Source organism: Nocardia sp. NPDC051570, from assembly GCF_044454005.1.
In the GTDB taxonomy this organism is placed as follows: Bacteria; Actinomycetota; Actinomycetes; order Mycobacteriales; family Mycobacteriaceae; genus Nocardia.
Genome location: NZ_JBITDI010000006.1, coordinates 393,942 through 411,487, shown reverse-complemented (window position 1 = coordinate 411,487; position 17,546 = coordinate 393,942). Strand labels below are relative to the sequence as shown.

Below are 17,546 nucleotides of genomic sequence, written 5' to 3'. Positions count from 1 at the left end.
CCGGAAAAGCGAGCCGGGATCAGGGGAGTGCAATGACCGAGGAAAAGGCATGTGGCGTCGGGCCGTCGACGATCGATGTGGTTTATGAGCGGTTGGGTGATCCGGATGATCCGCCGGTATTGTTGATCATGGGTGGCGGGGCACAGTTGATCAATTGGCCGGACGGATTCTGCGCGGCGCTGGTCGAGCGTGGGCTGCATGTCATTCGGTTCGACAATCGGGACGCGGGCCTGTCGACGCATTTCTCCGATGCGCCCGCGCCGGACTTCCAGGCGGCGATGGCCGGGGACTTCTCGACCGTGCCGTACACGCTGTCGGATATGGCCGCGGACGCGGTCGGGCTGCTCGATGCGCTCGGATATGACAGCGCTCATATCGTGGGCGCCTCGCAGGGCGGGATGATCGGGCAGACGATGGCGATCGAACATCCGCGGTGGGTGCGGTCGTTGACCTCGATCATGTCCACCACCGGGAATCCCGAGGTCGGGCGCACCAATATGGCTGCGTTCCGGTCGCAGGGCGAGCCGCCGCGCGACCGTGCGGGGTTCGTCGATTGGCGGGTGCGGGTGCTGCGCGCGCTCGGTTCGCCGGGATATGCCTTCGACGCCGAGGCCGTGGCCGAGGTGGCCGGGCGCTGCTGGGATCGCGATCACGACCAGACCGCGATGCTGCGTCAGGCGGTGGCGGTCGTGGCCTCGGGCGATCGCACGGCGCGGCTGCGCGAGCTGCGCGTGCCGGCATTGGTGATGCACGGGACCGATGATCCCGTCCTGGATATCAGCGGCGGCCGGGCGACGGCCGCGGCGATCGCGGGCGCGAAACTGCTGACCTTCGAGGGCATGGGACATTCGCTGCCGCGCGAGCTGTGGGAAACCTTCGCCGACAACATCGCGGAATTGGTATAGCGAGACCGGCTCGCTGGCGGTCATCGCGCCGGAGGGTCACGGCCTGGATCTCGACTGCGCGGTACTGACTCCGGCCGCGTCCAAGGGGTTGGAGTTCGACGTGGTCGTCCTGGTCGAGCCGAGCGCGATTGCGGCTGGTTCCGAGTTCGGCGCGGCCGATTTGTATGTCGCACTGACCCGTGCGACCCAACGGCTGCACATCGTCGCCTCGCAGCCGTTGCCTCCGGCGCTCCGAATGGATTGATCCACAATTGTTTCGCAGTCAAGTCACAGCCAACTGACAGATTGGTGAAAACATGTTCCGGTCCAGCGGGTACTGATTCCGGCAATTCACGAAATTCACCACCTGTAACCGAAAGGCACTGCGGCACAACACATCTCGTGATGTCGATGATGCGTTGACGAGCGACCGCGACTCTGGTCTACTCGGCAAGGATCGGCTTGGAGATCCTGGTTGGAGGAATGCAGTGTTGACAAGATTTATTGCGGCGGGAGCCATTACGTTCGGAATTGTGATCGGGTCGGTCGGGGTCGCGGCGGCGGACAGCATCACTCCCGGGCCGAACTCGGTCGGGCCGTTCGTCGCCAATGGCGAACCAACCGGTAAGGCCGCATGCGAAGCCGCATCGCAGGATTCGGGAAATTACAGCCCCTGCTATCCGTATCCGAATGACGGCAGTCTGATCTCTCCCGACCTGAAGTACTACTACGACCCGCCGTCGAACTGATGAGCACGCTGCGGTGGGCCCGGCCCATCGCAGCGCTCCCGCGTCACTTCACCACGACCCGCGCCCCCGCGCCCTCGAGCTTGGCCTTCGCGATCCCGGCCGCATCCCGGCCGACCCCCTCCAGCACGGCCTTCGGCGCGGATTCGACCAGATCCTTGGCCTCCTTCAGCCCCAGCCCCGGCACGATCTCCCGCACGGCCTTGATGACCTGGATCTTCTTATCCCCGAACGATTCCAGGACGACATCGAATTCGTCCTGCTCCTCGGGGGCCGCCTCGGCGACCGCGGTCGGGGCGGCGGGTGCGAGGACGGGTGCGGCGGCGGTGACGCCGAACTCCTCCTCGAATGCCGTGAGGAACTCCGAAAGCTCGAGCAGCGTCATGCCTTTGAAGACGTCGAGGAGTTCGGTGGTGGTCATCTTGGCCATGATCTGTCCCTTATAGCGCTGACCAGGGGATGAATCCATAATAGGCGCAAAAGCGAACCATCGACATCCCGGCGTCGAATAGTAGATGCTGCCCGGCCGCGGCAGCGATACTCGGCGCGAAGGGATGTCGATGGTTGCTCGGCGGTTGTTCGGAGTGCTCGGCGCGGGCCTGATCGGGTGGGGGATGCTCGCCGTCCCGGCCACGGCGGACCCGATCCGGCCCGATTCGGTCTATCGGATCTTCTGGGAGCCCTATCCCGGCTACCGTGTGGTTCCCGCGAGCACGCTGGCGCGCAGTCCGGTGCTGGCCCTGGCCGCCGATGGCGCCGATCAGTGGCGACTGCTCTGGACGCCCTCGATGAGTTACGAACCCACCCTGCGCATTCAGAACACGGCCAGCGGGATGTGCCTGCGCCCGGTCGAGAACAAGACCACGGCCACCGAGATCGAACAGGGGCCGTGCAATACCGTCGCCGCCGACAGCGCCCCCGGCGACGTCTGGCTGGTCGAGCCCTCGCCGAGCAGCGGCAGCTACAGCATCACCTACTTCGCCAACCGAACGTTCAAGATGTATGCCAACAAGGCCGGGGGCAATGTCGCCGCCGTGGTCGTCGGCGCCGCCGCGGACACCACCGGGGCTCGCTGGATCCTCACCCGAGTGTGACGGCATCGGGGAAGTTCGGCGAAAGTCGGAGCCGCCCCGCGTGATCGCGGTCATGCTTGGGACCGGGGTGCGGATGGCGCAGGGGCGCATGGTATCTCGGCTCGATGCGGAGGAACCAGCCTGGGCGGCAGCACTTCCGGGCTATCGACCGTGTACTGAGGCGGAGCATGCCGGATTCCCGGTCGCGTTCTGGATGTCGACACCGCTGATCGATATGCCGCGCTATCTGCGCTACCTGCGCGATCGCTTCGAATCGGCCGGTGGGCGAGTGGAGTTGGGTACGGTACGCGATCTCGAGGAGCCGGACGCGCCGATCGTCGTCGACTGCGCGGGACTGGGCGCACGCGAACTGGCCGGCGATACGCAGCTGCGGCCGGTGCGCGGACAGCATGTGATGCTGGAGAATCCGGGCCTGACCGACTTCTTCGTGGAGGGCGGCGGAGGCACCGAATGGACCAGCTTCTTCCCGCATGCCGAACGCGTCGTGCTGGGCGGCGTCGCCGGGGTCGATGACTGGCATACCGAACCCGATCCGGAGCAGACCGAGCAGATCCTGAAGCGCTGCATCGACATCGAGCCCCGGCTCGCCGGGGCGCGGCTGCTCGGCGTCGAGGTCGGGCTGCGGCCGGGACGGCCCAGTATCCGGGTGGAATCGCAGCGGCGCGGAGATCGGCTGGTGGTGCACAACTACGGGCACGGCAGCGTCGGCATCGCCATGTCCTGGGGCTGTGCGACCGAGGCCGCCGACCTATGCGACCGCGGTCGAATCGGCGTCGACGACCTCGGATAGCGCCGTGCCGCGGCGGAATTCGAGGTGCGCCTCCTCGACCCGGCCGTAGCGCAGCCGCACCGAGTCGATATAGAAGTTGTTGAGGATCTTCCACGGGTCGCGGGTGCCCTGGCGCGGGCTGATGGCGTCGCCGCGCTTGATGTAACCCGATTTCAGCGCGTCGCCCATCATGGATTCGGTACCGCGATCGCCGTCCTCGGCGCGGGCGACGACCTGGGTATAGCCGCGGCGGGACATATGGGCCAGCAGGCGGCAGAAGTACTCCGCCGCGAGATCGGCCTTCAGCGTCCACGACGCGTTGGTGTATCCGAGGATGACCATGGCATTGGGGACGCTGTCGAGCATGACGCCCTTGTAGATCACCCGGTCGTGCGTGGTCACCGGCCTGCCGTCGACCTCGAGTTCCATGCCGCCCGCGAACTGGATGACCAGGCCCGTCGCGCTGACGATGATATCGGCCGGGAGCTCCTCGCCCGAGGCGAGCCGAATGCCGTTGGGGGTGAAGGTTTCTATGGTGTCGGTGACCACCGATGCCTGGCCGCGGCGCAACACCCGGAACAGGTCGCCGCTCGGGACCACGCACAGCCGCTCGTCCCAGGGGTTGTACTTGGGCGAGAAGTGGCTGATATCGACCTTGCCGCGCAATTGAGCCCGGACCGCGCCGAGCATCAGCCGCCGCGCCAGCCGAGGCCGCGAGCGCGAGAGCTGGAACACCCCGCGCTGCAACGCGATATTGCGCGCCCGGCCGATCCGGTAGATCACCGGTGCGGGGACGCGCAGCTGCTGCAGGGCCACGGCCACCGGATCCTCGGCGGGAACCGGCAGGATATAGGTCGGCGAGCGCTGCAACATCGTGACGTGCGCGGCCTTATCGGTCAGGGCGGGCACCAGCGTGACCGCCGTCGCGCCGCTGCCGATGACCACCACGCGCTTGCCCTCGTAGTCCAGATCGTCGGGCCACTGCTGCGGGTGGACGATCCGGCCGGTGAAGGATTCCTCGCCGGGGAAGCTCGGGCGATAGCCGCCGTCGTAGTCGTAGTAGCCGGTGCAGCCCACCAGGAAGCGGCTGGTGTATTCCATTGTCTCGCCGGTGGTTTCGTCGACCGTCTGTACGGTCCACAACCCGGCGGTGGTGTCGAAGGCGGCGCGGGCGGCCCGGCGGCCGAAGCGGATGCGCCCGGTGACGCCGTATTCGTCGGCGGTCTCCTGCACGTAACCGCGGATGCTCGCGCCGTCGGCGAGCACCTGGGTTCCGCGCCAGGGGCGGAAGTGATAGCCGAAGGTGTACATATCGGAATCGGAGCGGATACCCGGATACTTGAACAGATCCCAGGTGCCGCCGATGCGATCACGGCGTTCGAGGATCGCATAGCTGAGTTCCGGCAGTTCGCGCGTGAGATGGCAGGCCGCACCGACACCGGAGACTCCCGCTCCGATAATCAGCACGTCGAAGTGGTTCTCGCTCATCCGGCCGACCTTCCGCCACGTTGCGTACATCCAACTCCATGTTACCGCTACATCCTGTCACATACACTTTTCTCCGACAATAGGCGTCCTCGGCGCACTATCGTGGAGATCATGTCCTCGATGCCGGACCGGATCGCTGCCCAGCTCGTCGCCTTCTCATTCGTGGACAATGCGGGGATTACGAGGGTGAAAGCGGTTCCGATGCAGCGGCTTTCGCATGCGGCGCGGTACGGCGTGGGAGCCTCACCCACATTCGACGCCTTCAGTTTCGACGATGTGATGAACGCGGGGCGGTATCTCACCGGACCCGACGGCGATCTGCGGCTGGTTCCCGATCTGTCGCGGCTGACCGAACTTGTGTTCCAACCGGGTTGGGCTTGGGCGCCCGCCGACAAGTTCACTCAGGACGGCGAGCGCTATCCGGGCTGTCAGCGGCATTTCGCCACCCGCCAGGCCGAGGCGGCCGGGCGCGAGGGGCTGCGGCTGTCGATGGCGTTCGAGACCGAATGGGCCGTGGGCGCGGACGAGGATGCGTTCACCCCGGTCGTGACCGGGCCCGGATACGGGATCATCCGGCTCGGGCGGGTGGCCGACTACGCGCGCGAACTCGTCGGCGCGCTGGACCGCCAGGGCGTGAGCGTGGAGCAGTTCCATCCCGAATACGCACTGTCGCAACTGGAGTTGTCGGTAGCGCCCGCCGCTCCGGTCGCGGCGGCCGACGATGCGGTGCTGGTGCGCCATACGATTCGTCAGGTGAGCCTGCGGCACGGCTGGCGCGCCTCGCTGGCGCCCTGCATCGAGCCCGACGGCACCGGCTCGGGGGCGCATCTGCATCTGTCGCTGCACGATGAGCGCGGTCCGCTGTTCGCCGGGGGCGACGGGCGATACGGTCTGCGTCCGGTCGGCGAGGCATTCCTGGCGGGTGTGCTGCGGGAGTTGCCCGCACTGGTCGCGGTCGGGGCGGGCAATCCGGCCAGCTTCCTGCGGTTGCTGCCCTCGCGCTGGGCCGGGGCGTGGCAGTGCTGGGGGCGCGAGACCCGGGAGGCGGGGCTGCGGCTGATCACCGGGATGCGCGGCACCGAGGAGTGGGCGGCCAATGCCGAGGTGAAATGTCTTGATGCCACCGGGAACCCGTATCTGGTGGTCGGCTCGGTCATCGCCGCGGGGCTGGCGGGGGTGGCCGAGGAATTGCGGTTGCCCGCCGAAATCCATGGTGATCCAGCAGGTTTCGATGAGTCGGCGGGTGTGGCTCGGCTGCCCGCGACGGTGGCGGAGGCGGCCGAGCGGCTGACCGAATCCAAGGTGCTGGCCGAGGCGATGGGGCCCGAACTGCATGACGCCCTGGTGACCGTGCGCCGCGCCGAGGCCGATCGGTACGGCGGGGCGGGCGCGGCGGAGCTGGTCGAGTTGACCCGTTGGCGGTTCTGACGTGCTCACCGACGAGATCGAGCTCATCGATCAGCACTGCCACGGCATCGTGGCCGCCGATCTGAATCGGCCGGAGTTCGAAGCGCTGCTCGGCGAGGGGCGGCGCGGGAGTTTCGAGTCGGCGCTCGGGCTGGCCGTAAGGCGTTGGTGCGCACCGGTTCTCGGGCTACCCGCGCATGCGCCGGCGGAGGAGTATCTGGCGCGCCGAGGCGAATTGGGGTGGCGGGAGGTCTCCGCGCGGCTGCTGCGCGCGGCGGAGGTATCGCGATGGCTGGTGGACACCGGATTCGGATTCGATCCGGCATTCGCCGAGCTGTGCGGCGGCGAGGTCGCCGAGATCGTGCGCATCGAATCGGTAGCCGAGCGGGTCATCGCCGAATATGGGCTCACCGCGGCGGTTTTCGACGAGATCGAGCGGGCGCTGCGGGACAGTGCCCGGGGTGCGGCGGGTTTGAAGACGATCGCGGCCTATCGCTGCGGATTGGACTTCCCGGCGCACGGTGTTCCACCGGCCGCGAGCGCGGTCTCCGGCTCGCGCCTGACCGATCCCCGGGTGCTGAGCTGGCTGGTCGGACTCGCGGCCCGGATCTCGGCCGAGACGGGCCTGCCGCTGCAGTTCCACACCGGATTCGGGGATACCGATCTGCGGCTGCGGCGCGCGGATCCGTTGCTGCTCACCGACTTTCTGCGCGCCACCGAGGACACCGGCGCGACCGTGGTGCTGCTGCACTGCTGGCCGTTCCATCGCAATGCCGCCTATCTGGCGAATGTGTTCGGCCACGTGCACCTGGACCTCGGGCTGACGATTCCCCATGTGGGACACCGTGCTTCGGCGGTGCTGGCCGAGGCACTGGAGCTGGCGCCGTTCGCCCGACTGGGCTACTCGTCGGACGGGTGCGGGCTCGCGGAGCTGCACTATCTGGGGGCGCGGTTGTGGCGGCGCGGTCTGGGGCAGGTGCTCGACGAGTGGATCGCCGACGATGCCATCACCGTCGCCGATGCCGAGCAGCTGGTCGCCGCCGTCGGCGCGGGCAATGCCGCGCGGCTGTATCCGGGCGCGACACCCCGGTTCGGGCATAGGCCGGATTCGTCCGATCGGCCGCTACGCTGAGCGCGTGATTTCAACCGCGCCGCAGACGATTACGCTGCCCGGGGGCCATATCGCCGGATACGTCGAATACGGCGATCGGGGCGGGAGCCCGGTGCTGTACAGCCACGGCATCCCCGGGTCGCGCCTGGAGGCGCTCGCCCTCGACGCGGCGGCCGCGGCATCGGGGCTGCGGGTCATCGCCGTCGATCGGCCGGGTATCGGATTGTCCTCGTTCATCCGGCGGCGACGGGTCGCGGAGTGGGCGGATATCGTGGCGGCGCTTGCCGATCGGCTCGGTCTGGAGCGGTTCGCCGTCGTCGGCGTCTCGGGCGGCGGGCCGTATGCGCTGGCGTGTGCGCACGGGCTGGCGGACCGGGTGAGCTCGGTGGTGCTGGTGAGTTCGGTGGCCCCCGTGGCCGAGCATGATGCCGAGCGGCGAAATCTGATGGTGCTGCGGCGGTTCCCGGCTCTGGCACGCCCCGTCGCGGCGCTACTGGCGGCCCGGGTGCGACGGCCGGGCGGGGTGGCCGAGATGGTCGCCGGGATGCCGGCGGTGGATCGGGATCGGGTGGCCGAACATCCCGAGGTGCTGATGGCACTGTCGGCCAATGTGGCCGAGGCCTTTCGGCAGGGAAGCCGCGGAGTCGCGACGGATATGCGGCTGTTGTTCACCCGCGACTGGGGCTTCCGGCTCGCCGAGATCACCAACCCGGTGCAGATCTGGCACGGCGACGGGGACCGTAACGTCCCCGTCGCCGATGCGCGCCGACTTGCCGCCGAACTTCCTTGCGGCCGAGCGATTGTCGTTCCGGATGCCGGGCATCTGCTGATCGTGGACCACGCCGAGACGATTCTCGCCGCGATGCACGCCGACGAGCCCGGTAGAGCCTGAGGCGCTCGCCGCGGCGATCAGTTGTTGGCGTCGCGGTAGGCCTCGACCAGGTCCTTGGGCAGACGGCCGCGGGCCGAGACCTTACGTCCGGTGGACTGGGCCCACTCGCGAATCTTGTTGGATTCCGCCTTGCTCAGGCCCGATGCGGAGCCCGTGCCCGTCGCGGTGGCGGCCTTACGTCCGCGGCGTCCGCCGATGCGGCGGGCGGCGTCCGTGTAGGGGCCCATCGCGGCATAGAACTTGTCGCGGTTCTTCGCGCCCAGCTCGATTTCGTATTCGATACCGTCGACCGCAAAGGAGATCGTCGGGGTGGGGACGATGTCGGTGTCGATCCGCTCGCCGGTCAGGTCGTCATAGGTTTCGACAATTGTCTTCTGCGCCATTCGGCAAGACTATCATCTCGTCGGCGGCGCTTTTCCGGGTCGGTGGCACGCCTTTGTTCGCGCAATTCGCCGGTGCCGCGGGAGCGGCAGGCGCCCAGGTCGGACCGGGGTGTATGGGATGCGCTGGTGAGGGTCGATCGAATCAACGCGCGCTTGTCCGTTTCGTCGCCGATAGGGTCGCCGATAGCGCAGCCGATTGAAATGGCCCGGCTCGGGCGGCGGCCGCTCCGGTCGATCCGGAGCGGGTGTGGTAATGCCCTCGGATGCTCTTTTTGTCGCGTCACGGGTGGTCGCCGGTGTCCTTTTCCGGCCTATTCCCGAGGATGCGCCGGACGCCGGGGACGGACGCACTCTCGGATAATCCGGAATCGACGGCGGTCGGCGATATCGCTTGTGCCGCAACGTCTTAGGCGAAGGCGGCCGGTGGCGACCGGGCGCTGTGGAACGATGGCCGCGTCAATTCGTTCCCGCGTGGAGGAATTCGGCTGGAATCCGGGGATTATTGTGCACTTTGTCTGATACTTGTCGTACCGGGTATGTGAAACTGCAGCTACCGCGTTGATTCCAACTGGTGTGTTGTGGATATCACACAGGGAGGTGTGCGGGCTCACAATGGCCGCCTACCTTCCGCACTGGTAGGAGAAGTCGATGTTTGCACGTCTCGGGCGGCCCGCGGTCCTGGCGTTGGGAGCCTGTTTGATGGTCGCCACGGCGACAACCGCTTGGGCCGATTCGGATCAGCCGCCACCGCCCCCGGTACCGAGCGAAGAGCAGATCTATCCCGCGGTGGTTCCGCTTCCGACACCGGATCAGGACCCCTGGTACGACGACCCCGACGATCTGGCGGAGTTGCACAACGGCGATATCGTGCGCACCCGGGACGTGCAGTCCTATGCGCTCGGCATACCGATTCCCGTGGCCACCAAGCAGATTCTGTATCGCACCACCGATCCCCACGACAATCCGCTCGTCACCGCGACGACCGTGTTGGTGCCCGGCATTCCGTGGACCGGCAGCCCGCGGCCGCTGGTGTCGTATCAGGAGGCGCTCGACAGCACGGCCTCGATCTGCAATCCCTCGTACACGCTGCGCGCGGGATTGTTCAAGGAGATCACGCTGATCCAATACTTCCTGGAGCAGGGTATGGCGGTGGCGATTCCGGACTTCAACGGCAAGAAGAACTCCTGGCTCAGCGCGTCGGAGGGCCGCATGGTGCTCGACGGGATTCGCGCGGTGCAGCGCGATGCCACACTGGGACTGCGGGATTCGGGAGTGGGCCTGTACGGCTACTCCGGCGGTGGCAATGCGTCGGCCTCGGCGGCCGAGCAGCATGCCGCCTACGCCCCCGAATTGCGGATCCTCGGTTCCGCGCAGGGCGGCGTCGCGGGCGATAAGGCCGCGCTGTTCGATCGGATGATCGGGCCCACCACGTTCTACACCGTCTCGGCGCAGTGGGCGCTGTGGTCGATCGTGTCCGGACTCGCCAAGGACTATCCGGATGTGCTGAGAATGGACGATCTGCTCACCCCCGAGGGGGTGGCCTATATGCGGAACATGAGCGGCCGCTGCCTCTGGACCGAGGTGGCCACCGGCCTGCTGACCCCGCCGATGGCGAAGTTCCTGAAGGATCCGGATCTCCTGCGGCGTCCGGAGATTCAGCAGCTGCTCCACGACATCAGCTTCGGCAATCCGGAGAACAGGCCGGATATCCCGATCTTCATGTGGCATTCGATGACCGATCAGCTCATCCCGCTGAACGCGATCATGCCGGTCGAGCAGGCGTACTGCCGATCGGGTGTCAACCTGCGCTGGTTCACCATTCCGATGAGCGAGCACGTCTCCGCGGAGCTGATCGCCTACCAGCCCGCCGACGCCTGGCTCAGCTGGGTGCTGCGCGGCGGCGATCCGGGGCCGGTGCTCTGCCAAACCTAGGGGCGGAGCCGCGGGTGGGCGCCTGACCAGCGTTGTTGTCAGGCCTCGCCAACTTCTGGAGTATCGAAAGTGGCTGGCCGCGCCGATGTTCCGTCTCGGCCGCCGTGTCCGACACCGAGCCCCATCGTGTGATCGTCGCCCGGAAAGGTCGAAGCCATGACAAACACCCTCGATGCTCAAGGCACCCACCCACGGCTACGGCCCGTGCGGCCCGAGCGTGCCGCCCGCAGCCAATGGGCAAGCGCCAAAACAGTTTTGGTCACCCGGGTCGCGGGCCCCGGAAAGCTCATCTCCGCGGCCCGTCTGGTGATCCCGCTGGGCGAGCGTCAGCTCGCCTTCCGTGTCTCCTCCTATTCCCCGGAGGCGCGCCAACTCACCGCCGACGGACGCGTTCTCGTCCAACCCGGCGACTGGCACGGCAGTCCCGCCATGGGTTCGCATCAACGGCAGGGCTGGGCCCAGCTCGTCACCGTGGGCAGCCTCCTCGACCATGTTCACCTCGCCATGACCACCAAATACGGCTGGCGGCTGTCCGTGGCGCGCATCGGCCATCGGATGGCCCGCGGGGCGGCGCGCTACGGCGATGTGGTCGTGGTCGTGAATGTTCATGAGCCCAGCCCGATTCCGCTGCCGCCGCGCTGAGCGAGAGAATGCGTGAAAGACGTTAGTGCGTAGGGGGTTTGGTTACGGCGATTCCAATTGTGGGTGCTCGGTGGGTGATTCGGCGGCGGGTGTGCGGGTGGCGTGATTCCATGCGGAAGTATGAACCGCATACCGAGAGGGCTGGGACGGTTCGCGTCTGCCCTCGTAATCTCGCTACTCGCAACTACTTTCCTGGGGCTGCCGGGGTCGTGGGGGCAGCCGCCGGGGGGCGCGCCCGCGCCGCAGCCGGATGCCACGATCGCCCCGGGTGAGGTGCGCGCGCCCGATCAACAGTCGCGGGTGTACTTCAAGATTCCGGCCGCGAACGAGATCGTCCGGCTGCAAACGCATTTCACGGTTCCGGCGCAGCCTCCCCAGGTGGGAACGATGTTCCTGTGGCCGGGACTCGAGCCGCGCCCCGGCGGTCGGAACTACGATCCGATCGGACTCGGAGTGCTGCAGCCGGTGCTGACCTGGGGACAGAGCTGCGCCCCGGATTCGCAGCCGTCCGCCTATTCGACGTGGTGGATCGCCGCGATGTATGTCAATGTCGGCAACGATCCGGACTACTCGGGCTGTCGCTCGGGCCAGGCGATGTCGGTGCGGGTGGGTGAGGTCCTCGACGTCGATATGGTCCTCGACCCGGCGACCGGCGTGTGGAAGCAGACCGTCACCGGACGGTCCGGCTCGGTGGACTTCTCGATCGATATGGGGGAGCAGGCGCAGAATATGGCGCTGTTCGCGATCGAACCGTGGAACAACGCGAGCCTGGCCGGGCGACTGGACTTCTCCGACACCACGATCACCTTCCGGGACCGCGCCGATGACAGCTGCCTGCATCCGGAGCTGACCTATACCGGCACCGGTGGGCGCATCTCCCCGCCGGCCGTCGACGGCGCTCGCTGCCATATCGACAGCATCGGCGTGAACAGCCCGACCCAGGCGACCGAGCAGGCCGCCGCGGCGGGTAGTCGCTGAATCGGATCGATCGCACGGCGGTGGCCCTGGCCGCCGTGCGATTGCTGCCGTGTTGCTGCGGTCGGAAATGTCTGGTGCGCCGTACCGTTGGCGCGTGGCGACGAACAGGGGTTTGCGCGGGAGAACCATGCTGTCGGTCGTGGTGATGACGGCGGTGGCGGGGTGTACGTTGCAGGCGACGTCGCCGGGGCCCGCGCCGGTGGCGCGCGGGCGGGCCGCCCCGTCCGCGTCGGTGATGCCCGCGGCCGTCGGGGCCAACGAATTGGGCACCGTTCCGATCCTGATGTACCACCAGATCATTGCCGACCCGGCCGGTGAATACGACCAGACGCCCGCGAAGTTCCGCGCCGAGCTCGACCGGCTCTATCGCGAGGGCTATCGTCCGGTGACCGTCGCCGACTACGTCGCGGGCACGATCGGCATTCCGGCCGGAACGCACGCGGTCGTACTCACCTTCGATGATTCGACCACCAGCCAGCTGGCGTTCACACCCGACGGCGGGCTGGTGCCCGATACCGCGGTCGCGATCCTCGAGGAATTCGCGGGACAGCATCCGGACTTCCGGGCGCGGGCCACCTTCTATGTCAACAGCGAACCGTTCGGCAACGCCCCGGGCGCGCTGAAATGGCTCGTCGACCACGGCTACGAGGTCGGCTCGCATACCGCGACCCATCCCAATCTCGCCCAGCTCGACAGTGCCGGGGTGCAGCGGGAATTCGCCGACAACGTCCGTGACATCGAATCGGCCACGGCCAGCAAGGTGCACACCATGGCCCTGCCGCTGGGGATCTATCCGGCCGAGCACGGCCTCGCCGCCGAGGGGAACTGGGCGGGCGTCCCCTACCGATTCGACGCGGTGCTGCTGGTCGGGGCCGAACCGGCGCCCTCGCCCTATGGCTCGCTCGACCGGATGGGCATCCCGCGCATCCGCTCCGGTAAGAGCGACGTCCCGTTCGACTCGACCTACTGGCTGGATCGGCTCGCGGCCAACCCCGCCGACCGCTACACCTCCGGCGGCGATCCGAACAAGATCTCGTTCCCGGCGCAGCGGGCGGCGGAGCTGTCCCCGGCGCTGGCGGGCCGCGCGAACCCGTACTGAACGCATTCCCGCCCGTCGACGGCGGATTTCCGCGAATGTGGCCAATGCACAATTGAAACGCGTTCGTCCGGCGCGAGTCCGGCTGTAGCGCATCGCTATTGAACGACTTATCCAAAGGTTATGGAAAACCCTTGGCTGGGAAGTCTTCCCGAGTTGACGTCGGGGTGGGCATATGGGATTTTGCACACAGACTTCCGTGCGCTCGTCGGTGAGCCGCCGCGCTGACACGGACCCCGGCTCGAGGAGTGGCAGGTTAGTGCGTCTACGTCTACGGCAGGAAAAGCCTGGAGACAGACCGGATTCGATGGCCGTACCGTCCACCGCTGATCGGCGGGTGCTCGGCGCGGCGATGGCGGGCATTCTGCGACCGCGCACCATCGGCGGTCAGCTGTCGCGCATCCTCGCCTTCGCGCTGATCTTGGTTTTCGCATTGCTGGCGGTCACCGCCTACGGCGCGTATTCGGACTATCGCGAATCCGATGACACCAGGCGGGCGGTCTCGCTCGCGCTGCGTGTGCAGGATCTGACCGACCAGCTCCAGCGCGAGCTCGGACTTACCAATGGTTTGCTCAGCGGTGACAACCGGCTGCAACAGCCGATGCTGGATCAGCGGCACAGCGTCGATGCGACGCTCGACGCGGTGAAGTCCGCGGCGAATTCGAACGCACCCGGCGCCGAGGAGGTGCGCTCCGCGCTCAACCAGCAGAACTTGCTGAACCTGCTGGGCAACACCCGGACCCAGATCGATACCCGCCGCATCAGCCGTCCGGTCGTGCTCCAGTTCTATTCCGACGCCGTCAGCGCCCTGAATCATCTGACCCTCGGCCTCGATCAGGCTAACGACCCGCAGATCCAGCGCGGACTGCAGGCGTTCTACGCCCTCGGCGCGACCAAGGAACAGTTCGACCGCGAGCGCGGCTTCCTCAACGGTGTCTTCGTCGTCGGGCATTTCTCCGGCGGCGAGTACGGGCAGTTCATGGAGATCCGCGCCAATAAACAGGCCGCGCTGCAGAGCTTCTCGCGCTTCGCGACCCGGGGGCAGCAGGCCGATCTGGACGAGGCGATGCTCGGCGACAACTCCGCGGAATCGGAGCAGGACGAGAGCGCGGCGCTCGCCTCCGGCGACGGCCCGCTGGCCCGCGCGGTGGATCCGATGGCCTGGTGGAACCGGATGACCGGCGTCATCGACGCGCAGCGCACCGTGCAGAAGTCGGTGGGTAATGAGGTGCAGGCCCGCGCGGACGATCTGCGCGGCGCGGCCACCACGAAACTGATCATCTTCCTCGTCGGCGCGGCGATCGCCGTCATCGCCATGATCGCGCTGGTGCTCGCCTCGGTGCGCGCGCTGGTGCGGCCGCTGGCCGAATTGGCCGATGAGGCCGACGATGTGGCCTCGCGGCGCCTGCCGCAGGTCATCGAGGCGTGGTCGCATTCCACGGAGAGCCAGCCGGACGCGCCCGCGCCGGTGCGGATGCCGCCGGGCTCGAGTACCGAGATCGCGGCCGTCGCCGGCGCCCTGGATCGCGTGCAGGCCACGGCCTTCGAACTCGCCTCGCAGCAGGCGCTGGTGCGCCGCAACACCACCGAGTCGATGGCCAACCTGGCACGGCGTAATCAGAACCTGGTGCGCCGCCAGCTCTCGCTGATCAGCGAGTTCGAGCGCAAGGAACTCGATCCGCAGGGTCTGGCCAACCTGTTCGAACTCGATCATCTGGCCACCCGCATGCGCCGCAACGCCGAGAGCCTGCTGGTGCTGGTGGGCGAGAATAGTCCGCGTCGATTGGCGCGACCGGTCGCCCTGACCAACGTGATTCGCGCGGGTATGGCCGAGGTCGACGACTATCGCCGCGTGGTGCTGCGCCGTGTCGACGATGTGCTCGTCGTCGGCGCGGCGGCCAGTGAGCTCTCGCATATGCTGGCCGAACTCATCGAGAACGGGCTCGCGTTCTCGCCGCCGGATCTGGAAGTCGAGATCTACGGCCGCCGGGGGCCGCGCGGATATATGCTCGCCGTGGTCGACCACGGCGTGGGCATGCTTCCGGCGCAGCTCGCCCAGTCCAATGCCAAACTGCGCGGCGAACAAGACTTCATCGTCGCGCCCAGTCGCTACCTGGGCCACTACGTGGTCGGTCGGCTGGCGAAGCGTCTGGGTATCGACGTGGAACTGAACACCTCGCCCGTCAGCGGTATCGTCGCGCGGATGTCGCTGCCCGCGGAACTGCTTGCGACGGAACAGGATCAGCCGACCTCCACGGTGGAGGCGAAGGCGCCCAGCACCGTGGTCCAGCCGTCGTGGGGCGCCGATAACGTGACCCACCGCGCGATCGATCGGCCCCCGCCGGCACCCGCGATCGCGCGCACCGCGGCGCCCGAACCGACGACCGCGACCTGGACCGCCGCGCCCGAACCGACGACCGCCACCTGGGCCGCCCCGCCGCCCGCCGCCGCGCCTCGCCCTGCGGCCGATCGCGGCACGCCCACCACGCGCAACGGTTTGGTCAGGCGTAACAAGCGTTCTCGCGCCGAACCGGCGACGAGTTCGCCGCCGCGCAATGACACCGGCCTCATCCCGCGGCCGGAACGTGGGGCCGCCCCGCAACGATCCCCGGAGGAGACCCGCAGCATGCTGTCGTCGTTCCGGGCCGGACACGAGCGCGGCACCACGACCACCCCGACCGTGCTGACCGCAGAGGAGAATTGGTGACCACTCACGTGCCGAGCGCAGACCCGCAGACCTTCAACTGGATGCTGGCCAACTTCGTCCGGAATACCGCCGGCGTGCGCGACACCGTGGCGGTCTCCTCCGACGGACTGCTCATCGCGATGTCCGACGGTCTGGACCGCGCGGCCGCGGATCGGTTGGCCGCCATGGTCTCCGGACTGTCCAGCCTTGCCAAAAGCGCCTCGCGCAGCTATTCCTTCGACGGACTGAAACTGATCATGATCGAGATGAAGCGGGGCTTCCTCATCGTCTCGGCCATGGGTGACGGCAGCTGCCTCGGCGTGATCGCCGACAGCAGTTGTGATGTGGGCCTGCTCGGCTACGAAATGTCGGTGCTGGCCGAACGTGCCGGATCGCTCCTGGATCCGGCTCTGATTTCCGAGCTGCGAGAGACTTTGCGTAGATGAGAGATAGTGACAACCCGTGGTTGCCGGACCCGGGGACGAGCCCGACACAAGACGTGTACGGCTGGTTCGGCCATCGAGCGGGGCATCATGACCAGGCCGAGGACGACGAGTTCGTGCGCCCCTTCGTCGTCACCGGCGGACGCACCACTCCCGTGATCGACGGCCTGCGCATCGAAACGATGGTGCAGGCACCGCCTTCGGCACTTCCCGCGCCGCTGCAACTCGAACAACGCGCCGTCGTGCAGCTGTGTCAGCAGCCGCATTCGATCGCCGAAATCGGTGCGGCACTGCATGTTCCGGTCGGCGTGGCCAAGGTGATCGTGAGTGATCTGGCCGCGGCGGGCTATGTGAACGTGCGCGAGGCGCCCGAACTGTCCATTGCGGCGATCGAGAGGATCAGGGATCTTGTCCGGGCGCTCTGAGCCCTTCGCACCGACCACGCCCTCCTCGGTGAAGATCGTCATCAGCGGTGGATTCGGCGTCGGCAAGACGACGTTCATCGGCGCGATCTCCGAGATCGAACCACTCGCCACCGAGGCCGCGATGACGGAGGCCTCGATGGATGTGGACGATCCGGGCCGGCGCGGGGACAAGACGGAGACCACCGTCGCGCTCGACTTCGGCCGGATCACGCTGGATCAGTCGTTGGTGCTCTACCTGTTCGGCACCCCCGGCCAGGACCGGTTCGTCTTCTTATGGGACGACCTGGTCGACGGCGCGCTGGGTGCGGTGATCGTGGTGGATACCAGCCGGATCGACGATTGCTTCCCGGTGCTGGACTACTTCGAGAGGAAGAACACGCCCTTCGTGGTCGTGATCAACCGTTTCGAGAACGAGCGGATGTTCGCGCCCGCCGAGGTGCGGGAGGCGCTCGAACTCGAGGAGTGGATTCCGCTCGTGGAATGCGATGCGCGAAGCCGGGATTCGGTGCGCGATGTACTCGTGGCGCTGCTCGAGCAGGTGCTGTTCCATCGCATTGCGGTGTGAAACGG

19 protein-coding genes are annotated in these 17,546 nt (G+C 67.3%); 16 read left to right on the top strand and 3 right to left on the bottom strand.

The features are described 5' to 3' along the window. Positions 1–32: 32 nt before the first annotated feature. The 3 genes from ACIA76_RS18110 (at position 33) to ACIA76_RS18100 (ending at position 1,633) form a co-directional block, all read left to right on the top strand. Positions 33–905 (top strand): alpha/beta fold hydrolase, encoded by an 873-nt coding sequence (locus tag ACIA76_RS18110; protein ID WP_397152947.1) that lies wholly within the window; start codon positions 33–35, stop codon positions 903–905. Beyond that, positions 847–1,149 carry an ATP-binding domain-containing protein gene (locus tag ACIA76_RS18105; protein ID WP_397153074.1) on the top strand — a complete coding sequence of 101 codons (303 nt, stop codon included), beginning with the start codon at positions 847–849 and terminating at the stop codon, positions 1,147–1,149. The genes ACIA76_RS18110 and ACIA76_RS18105 overlap by 59 nt, the downstream gene beginning before the upstream one ends. Positions 1,150–1,417: 268 nt before the next feature. Continuing rightward, entirely contained in the window at positions 1,418–1,633 is a 216-nt protein-coding gene (locus ACIA76_RS18100; RefSeq protein WP_397152946.1) for a hypothetical protein, read from the top strand. 43 nt (positions 1,634–1,676) lie between these two features. Here the strand turns inward: ACIA76_RS18100 and rplL are convergent, their stop codons facing one another. Further along, entirely contained in the window at positions 1,677–2,060 is a 384-nt protein-coding gene (gene rplL, locus ACIA76_RS18095) for a 50S ribosomal protein L7/L12 (RefSeq protein ID WP_397152945.1), read from the bottom strand. 130 nt (positions 2,061–2,190) lie between these two features. Between rplL and ACIA76_RS18090 the strand changes: the two genes are divergently transcribed. Together ACIA76_RS18090 and ACIA76_RS18085 are read left to right on the top strand one after the other, a co-directional pair. Continuing rightward, entirely contained in the window at positions 2,191–2,724 is a 534-nt protein-coding gene (locus tag ACIA76_RS18090; RefSeq protein ID WP_397152944.1) for a hypothetical protein, read from the top strand. A 52-nt stretch (positions 2,725–2,776) separates the two neighbouring features. Then, the gene (locus ACIA76_RS18085) at positions 2,777–3,514 is read left to right on the top strand and encodes an FAD-dependent oxidoreductase (RefSeq protein WP_397152943.1); all 738 of its coding nucleotides are present in this window, start codon (positions 2,777–2,779) and stop codon (positions 3,512–3,514) included. Here the strand turns inward: ACIA76_RS18085 and ACIA76_RS18080 are convergent. Next, the gene (locus ACIA76_RS18080) at positions 3,473–4,981 is read right to left on the bottom strand and encodes a flavin-containing monooxygenase (RefSeq protein ID WP_397152942.1); all 1,509 of its coding nucleotides are present in this window, start codon (positions 4,979–4,981) and stop codon (positions 3,473–3,475) included. The genes ACIA76_RS18085 and ACIA76_RS18080 overlap by 42 nt on opposite strands. 111 nt (positions 4,982–5,092) lie before the next feature. On the opposite strand from ACIA76_RS18080, the gene ACIA76_RS18075 reads away from it, so the two are divergent. Genes ACIA76_RS18075 through ACIA76_RS18065 form a run of 3 tightly spaced genes read left to right on the top strand, consistent with a single transcriptional unit; the run spans position 5,093 to position 8,391 of the window. After that, on the top strand, positions 5,093–6,409 hold the full coding sequence (locus ACIA76_RS18075) for a glutamine synthetase (protein WP_397152941.1): 1,317 nt from the start codon (positions 5,093–5,095) through the stop codon (positions 6,407–6,409). Position 6,410: 1 nt separating this feature from the next. Continuing rightward, positions 6,411–7,520, top strand: coding sequence for an amidohydrolase family protein (locus ACIA76_RS18070; protein ID WP_397152940.1), 1,110 nt, complete (start codon positions 6,411–6,413; stop codon positions 7,518–7,520). Positions 7,521–7,524: 4 nt separating this feature from the next. Continuing rightward, on the top strand, positions 7,525–8,391 hold the full coding sequence (locus ACIA76_RS18065; RefSeq protein WP_397152939.1) for an alpha/beta fold hydrolase: 867 nt from the start codon (positions 7,525–7,527) through the stop codon (positions 8,389–8,391). Between the two features lie 17 nt (positions 8,392–8,408). Here the strand turns inward: ACIA76_RS18065 and ACIA76_RS18060 are convergent, their stop codons facing one another. Then, the gene (locus ACIA76_RS18060) at positions 8,409–8,774 is read right to left on the bottom strand and encodes an Lsr2 family protein (RefSeq protein WP_397152938.1); all 366 of its coding nucleotides are present in this window, start codon (positions 8,772–8,774) and stop codon (positions 8,409–8,411) included. Between the two features lie 648 nt (positions 8,775–9,422). Between ACIA76_RS18060 and ACIA76_RS18055 the strand changes: the two genes are divergently transcribed. The 8 genes from ACIA76_RS18055 to ACIA76_RS18020 all read left to right on the top strand — a co-directional run bounded on the left by ACIA76_RS18055 (position 9,423) and on the right by ACIA76_RS18020 (position 17,541). Further along, positions 9,423–10,706, top strand: a complete 1,284-nt coding sequence (locus ACIA76_RS18055) for a lipase family protein (protein ID WP_397152937.1) — start codon at positions 9,423–9,425, stop codon at positions 10,704–10,706. A gap of 156 nt (positions 10,707–10,862) precedes the next feature. Then, positions 10,863–11,348: a hypothetical protein gene (locus ACIA76_RS18050; RefSeq protein ID WP_397152936.1), complete on the top strand. Its 486-nt coding sequence runs from the start codon at positions 10,863–10,865 to the stop codon at positions 11,346–11,348. Positions 11,349–11,621: 273 nt separating this feature from the next. Next, positions 11,622–12,326, top strand: a complete 705-nt coding sequence (locus tag ACIA76_RS18045; protein ID WP_397152935.1) for a hypothetical protein — start codon at positions 11,622–11,624, stop codon at positions 12,324–12,326. Positions 12,327–12,420: 94 nt separating this feature from the next. After that, positions 12,421–13,425 (top strand): polysaccharide deacetylase family protein, encoded by a 1,005-nt coding sequence (locus ACIA76_RS18040; RefSeq protein WP_397152934.1) that lies wholly within the window; start codon positions 12,421–12,423, stop codon positions 13,423–13,425. 304 nt (positions 13,426–13,729) lie between these two features. Further along, on the top strand, positions 13,730–16,129 hold the full coding sequence (locus ACIA76_RS18035; RefSeq protein WP_397152933.1) for a nitrate- and nitrite sensing domain-containing protein: 2,400 nt from the start codon (positions 13,730–13,732) through the stop codon (positions 16,127–16,129). After that, complete coding sequence (locus ACIA76_RS18030) at positions 16,126–16,554, top strand: roadblock/LC7 domain-containing protein (protein WP_397152932.1); 429 nt, start codon at positions 16,126–16,128, stop codon at positions 16,552–16,554. Before ACIA76_RS18035 ends, ACIA76_RS18030 begins: the two co-directional genes overlap by 4 nt. Next, the gene (locus ACIA76_RS18025; protein ID WP_397152931.1) at positions 16,551–16,976 is read left to right on the top strand and encodes a DUF742 domain-containing protein; all 426 of its coding nucleotides are present in this window, start codon (positions 16,551–16,553) and stop codon (positions 16,974–16,976) included. The genes ACIA76_RS18030 and ACIA76_RS18025 overlap by 4 nt, the downstream gene beginning before the upstream one ends. Next, positions 16,957–17,541 (top strand): GTP-binding protein, encoded by a 585-nt coding sequence (locus ACIA76_RS18020; protein ID WP_397153073.1) that lies wholly within the window; start codon positions 16,957–16,959, stop codon positions 17,539–17,541. The genes ACIA76_RS18025 and ACIA76_RS18020 overlap by 20 nt, the downstream gene beginning before the upstream one ends. Positions 17,542–17,546: the final 5 nt, after the last annotated feature.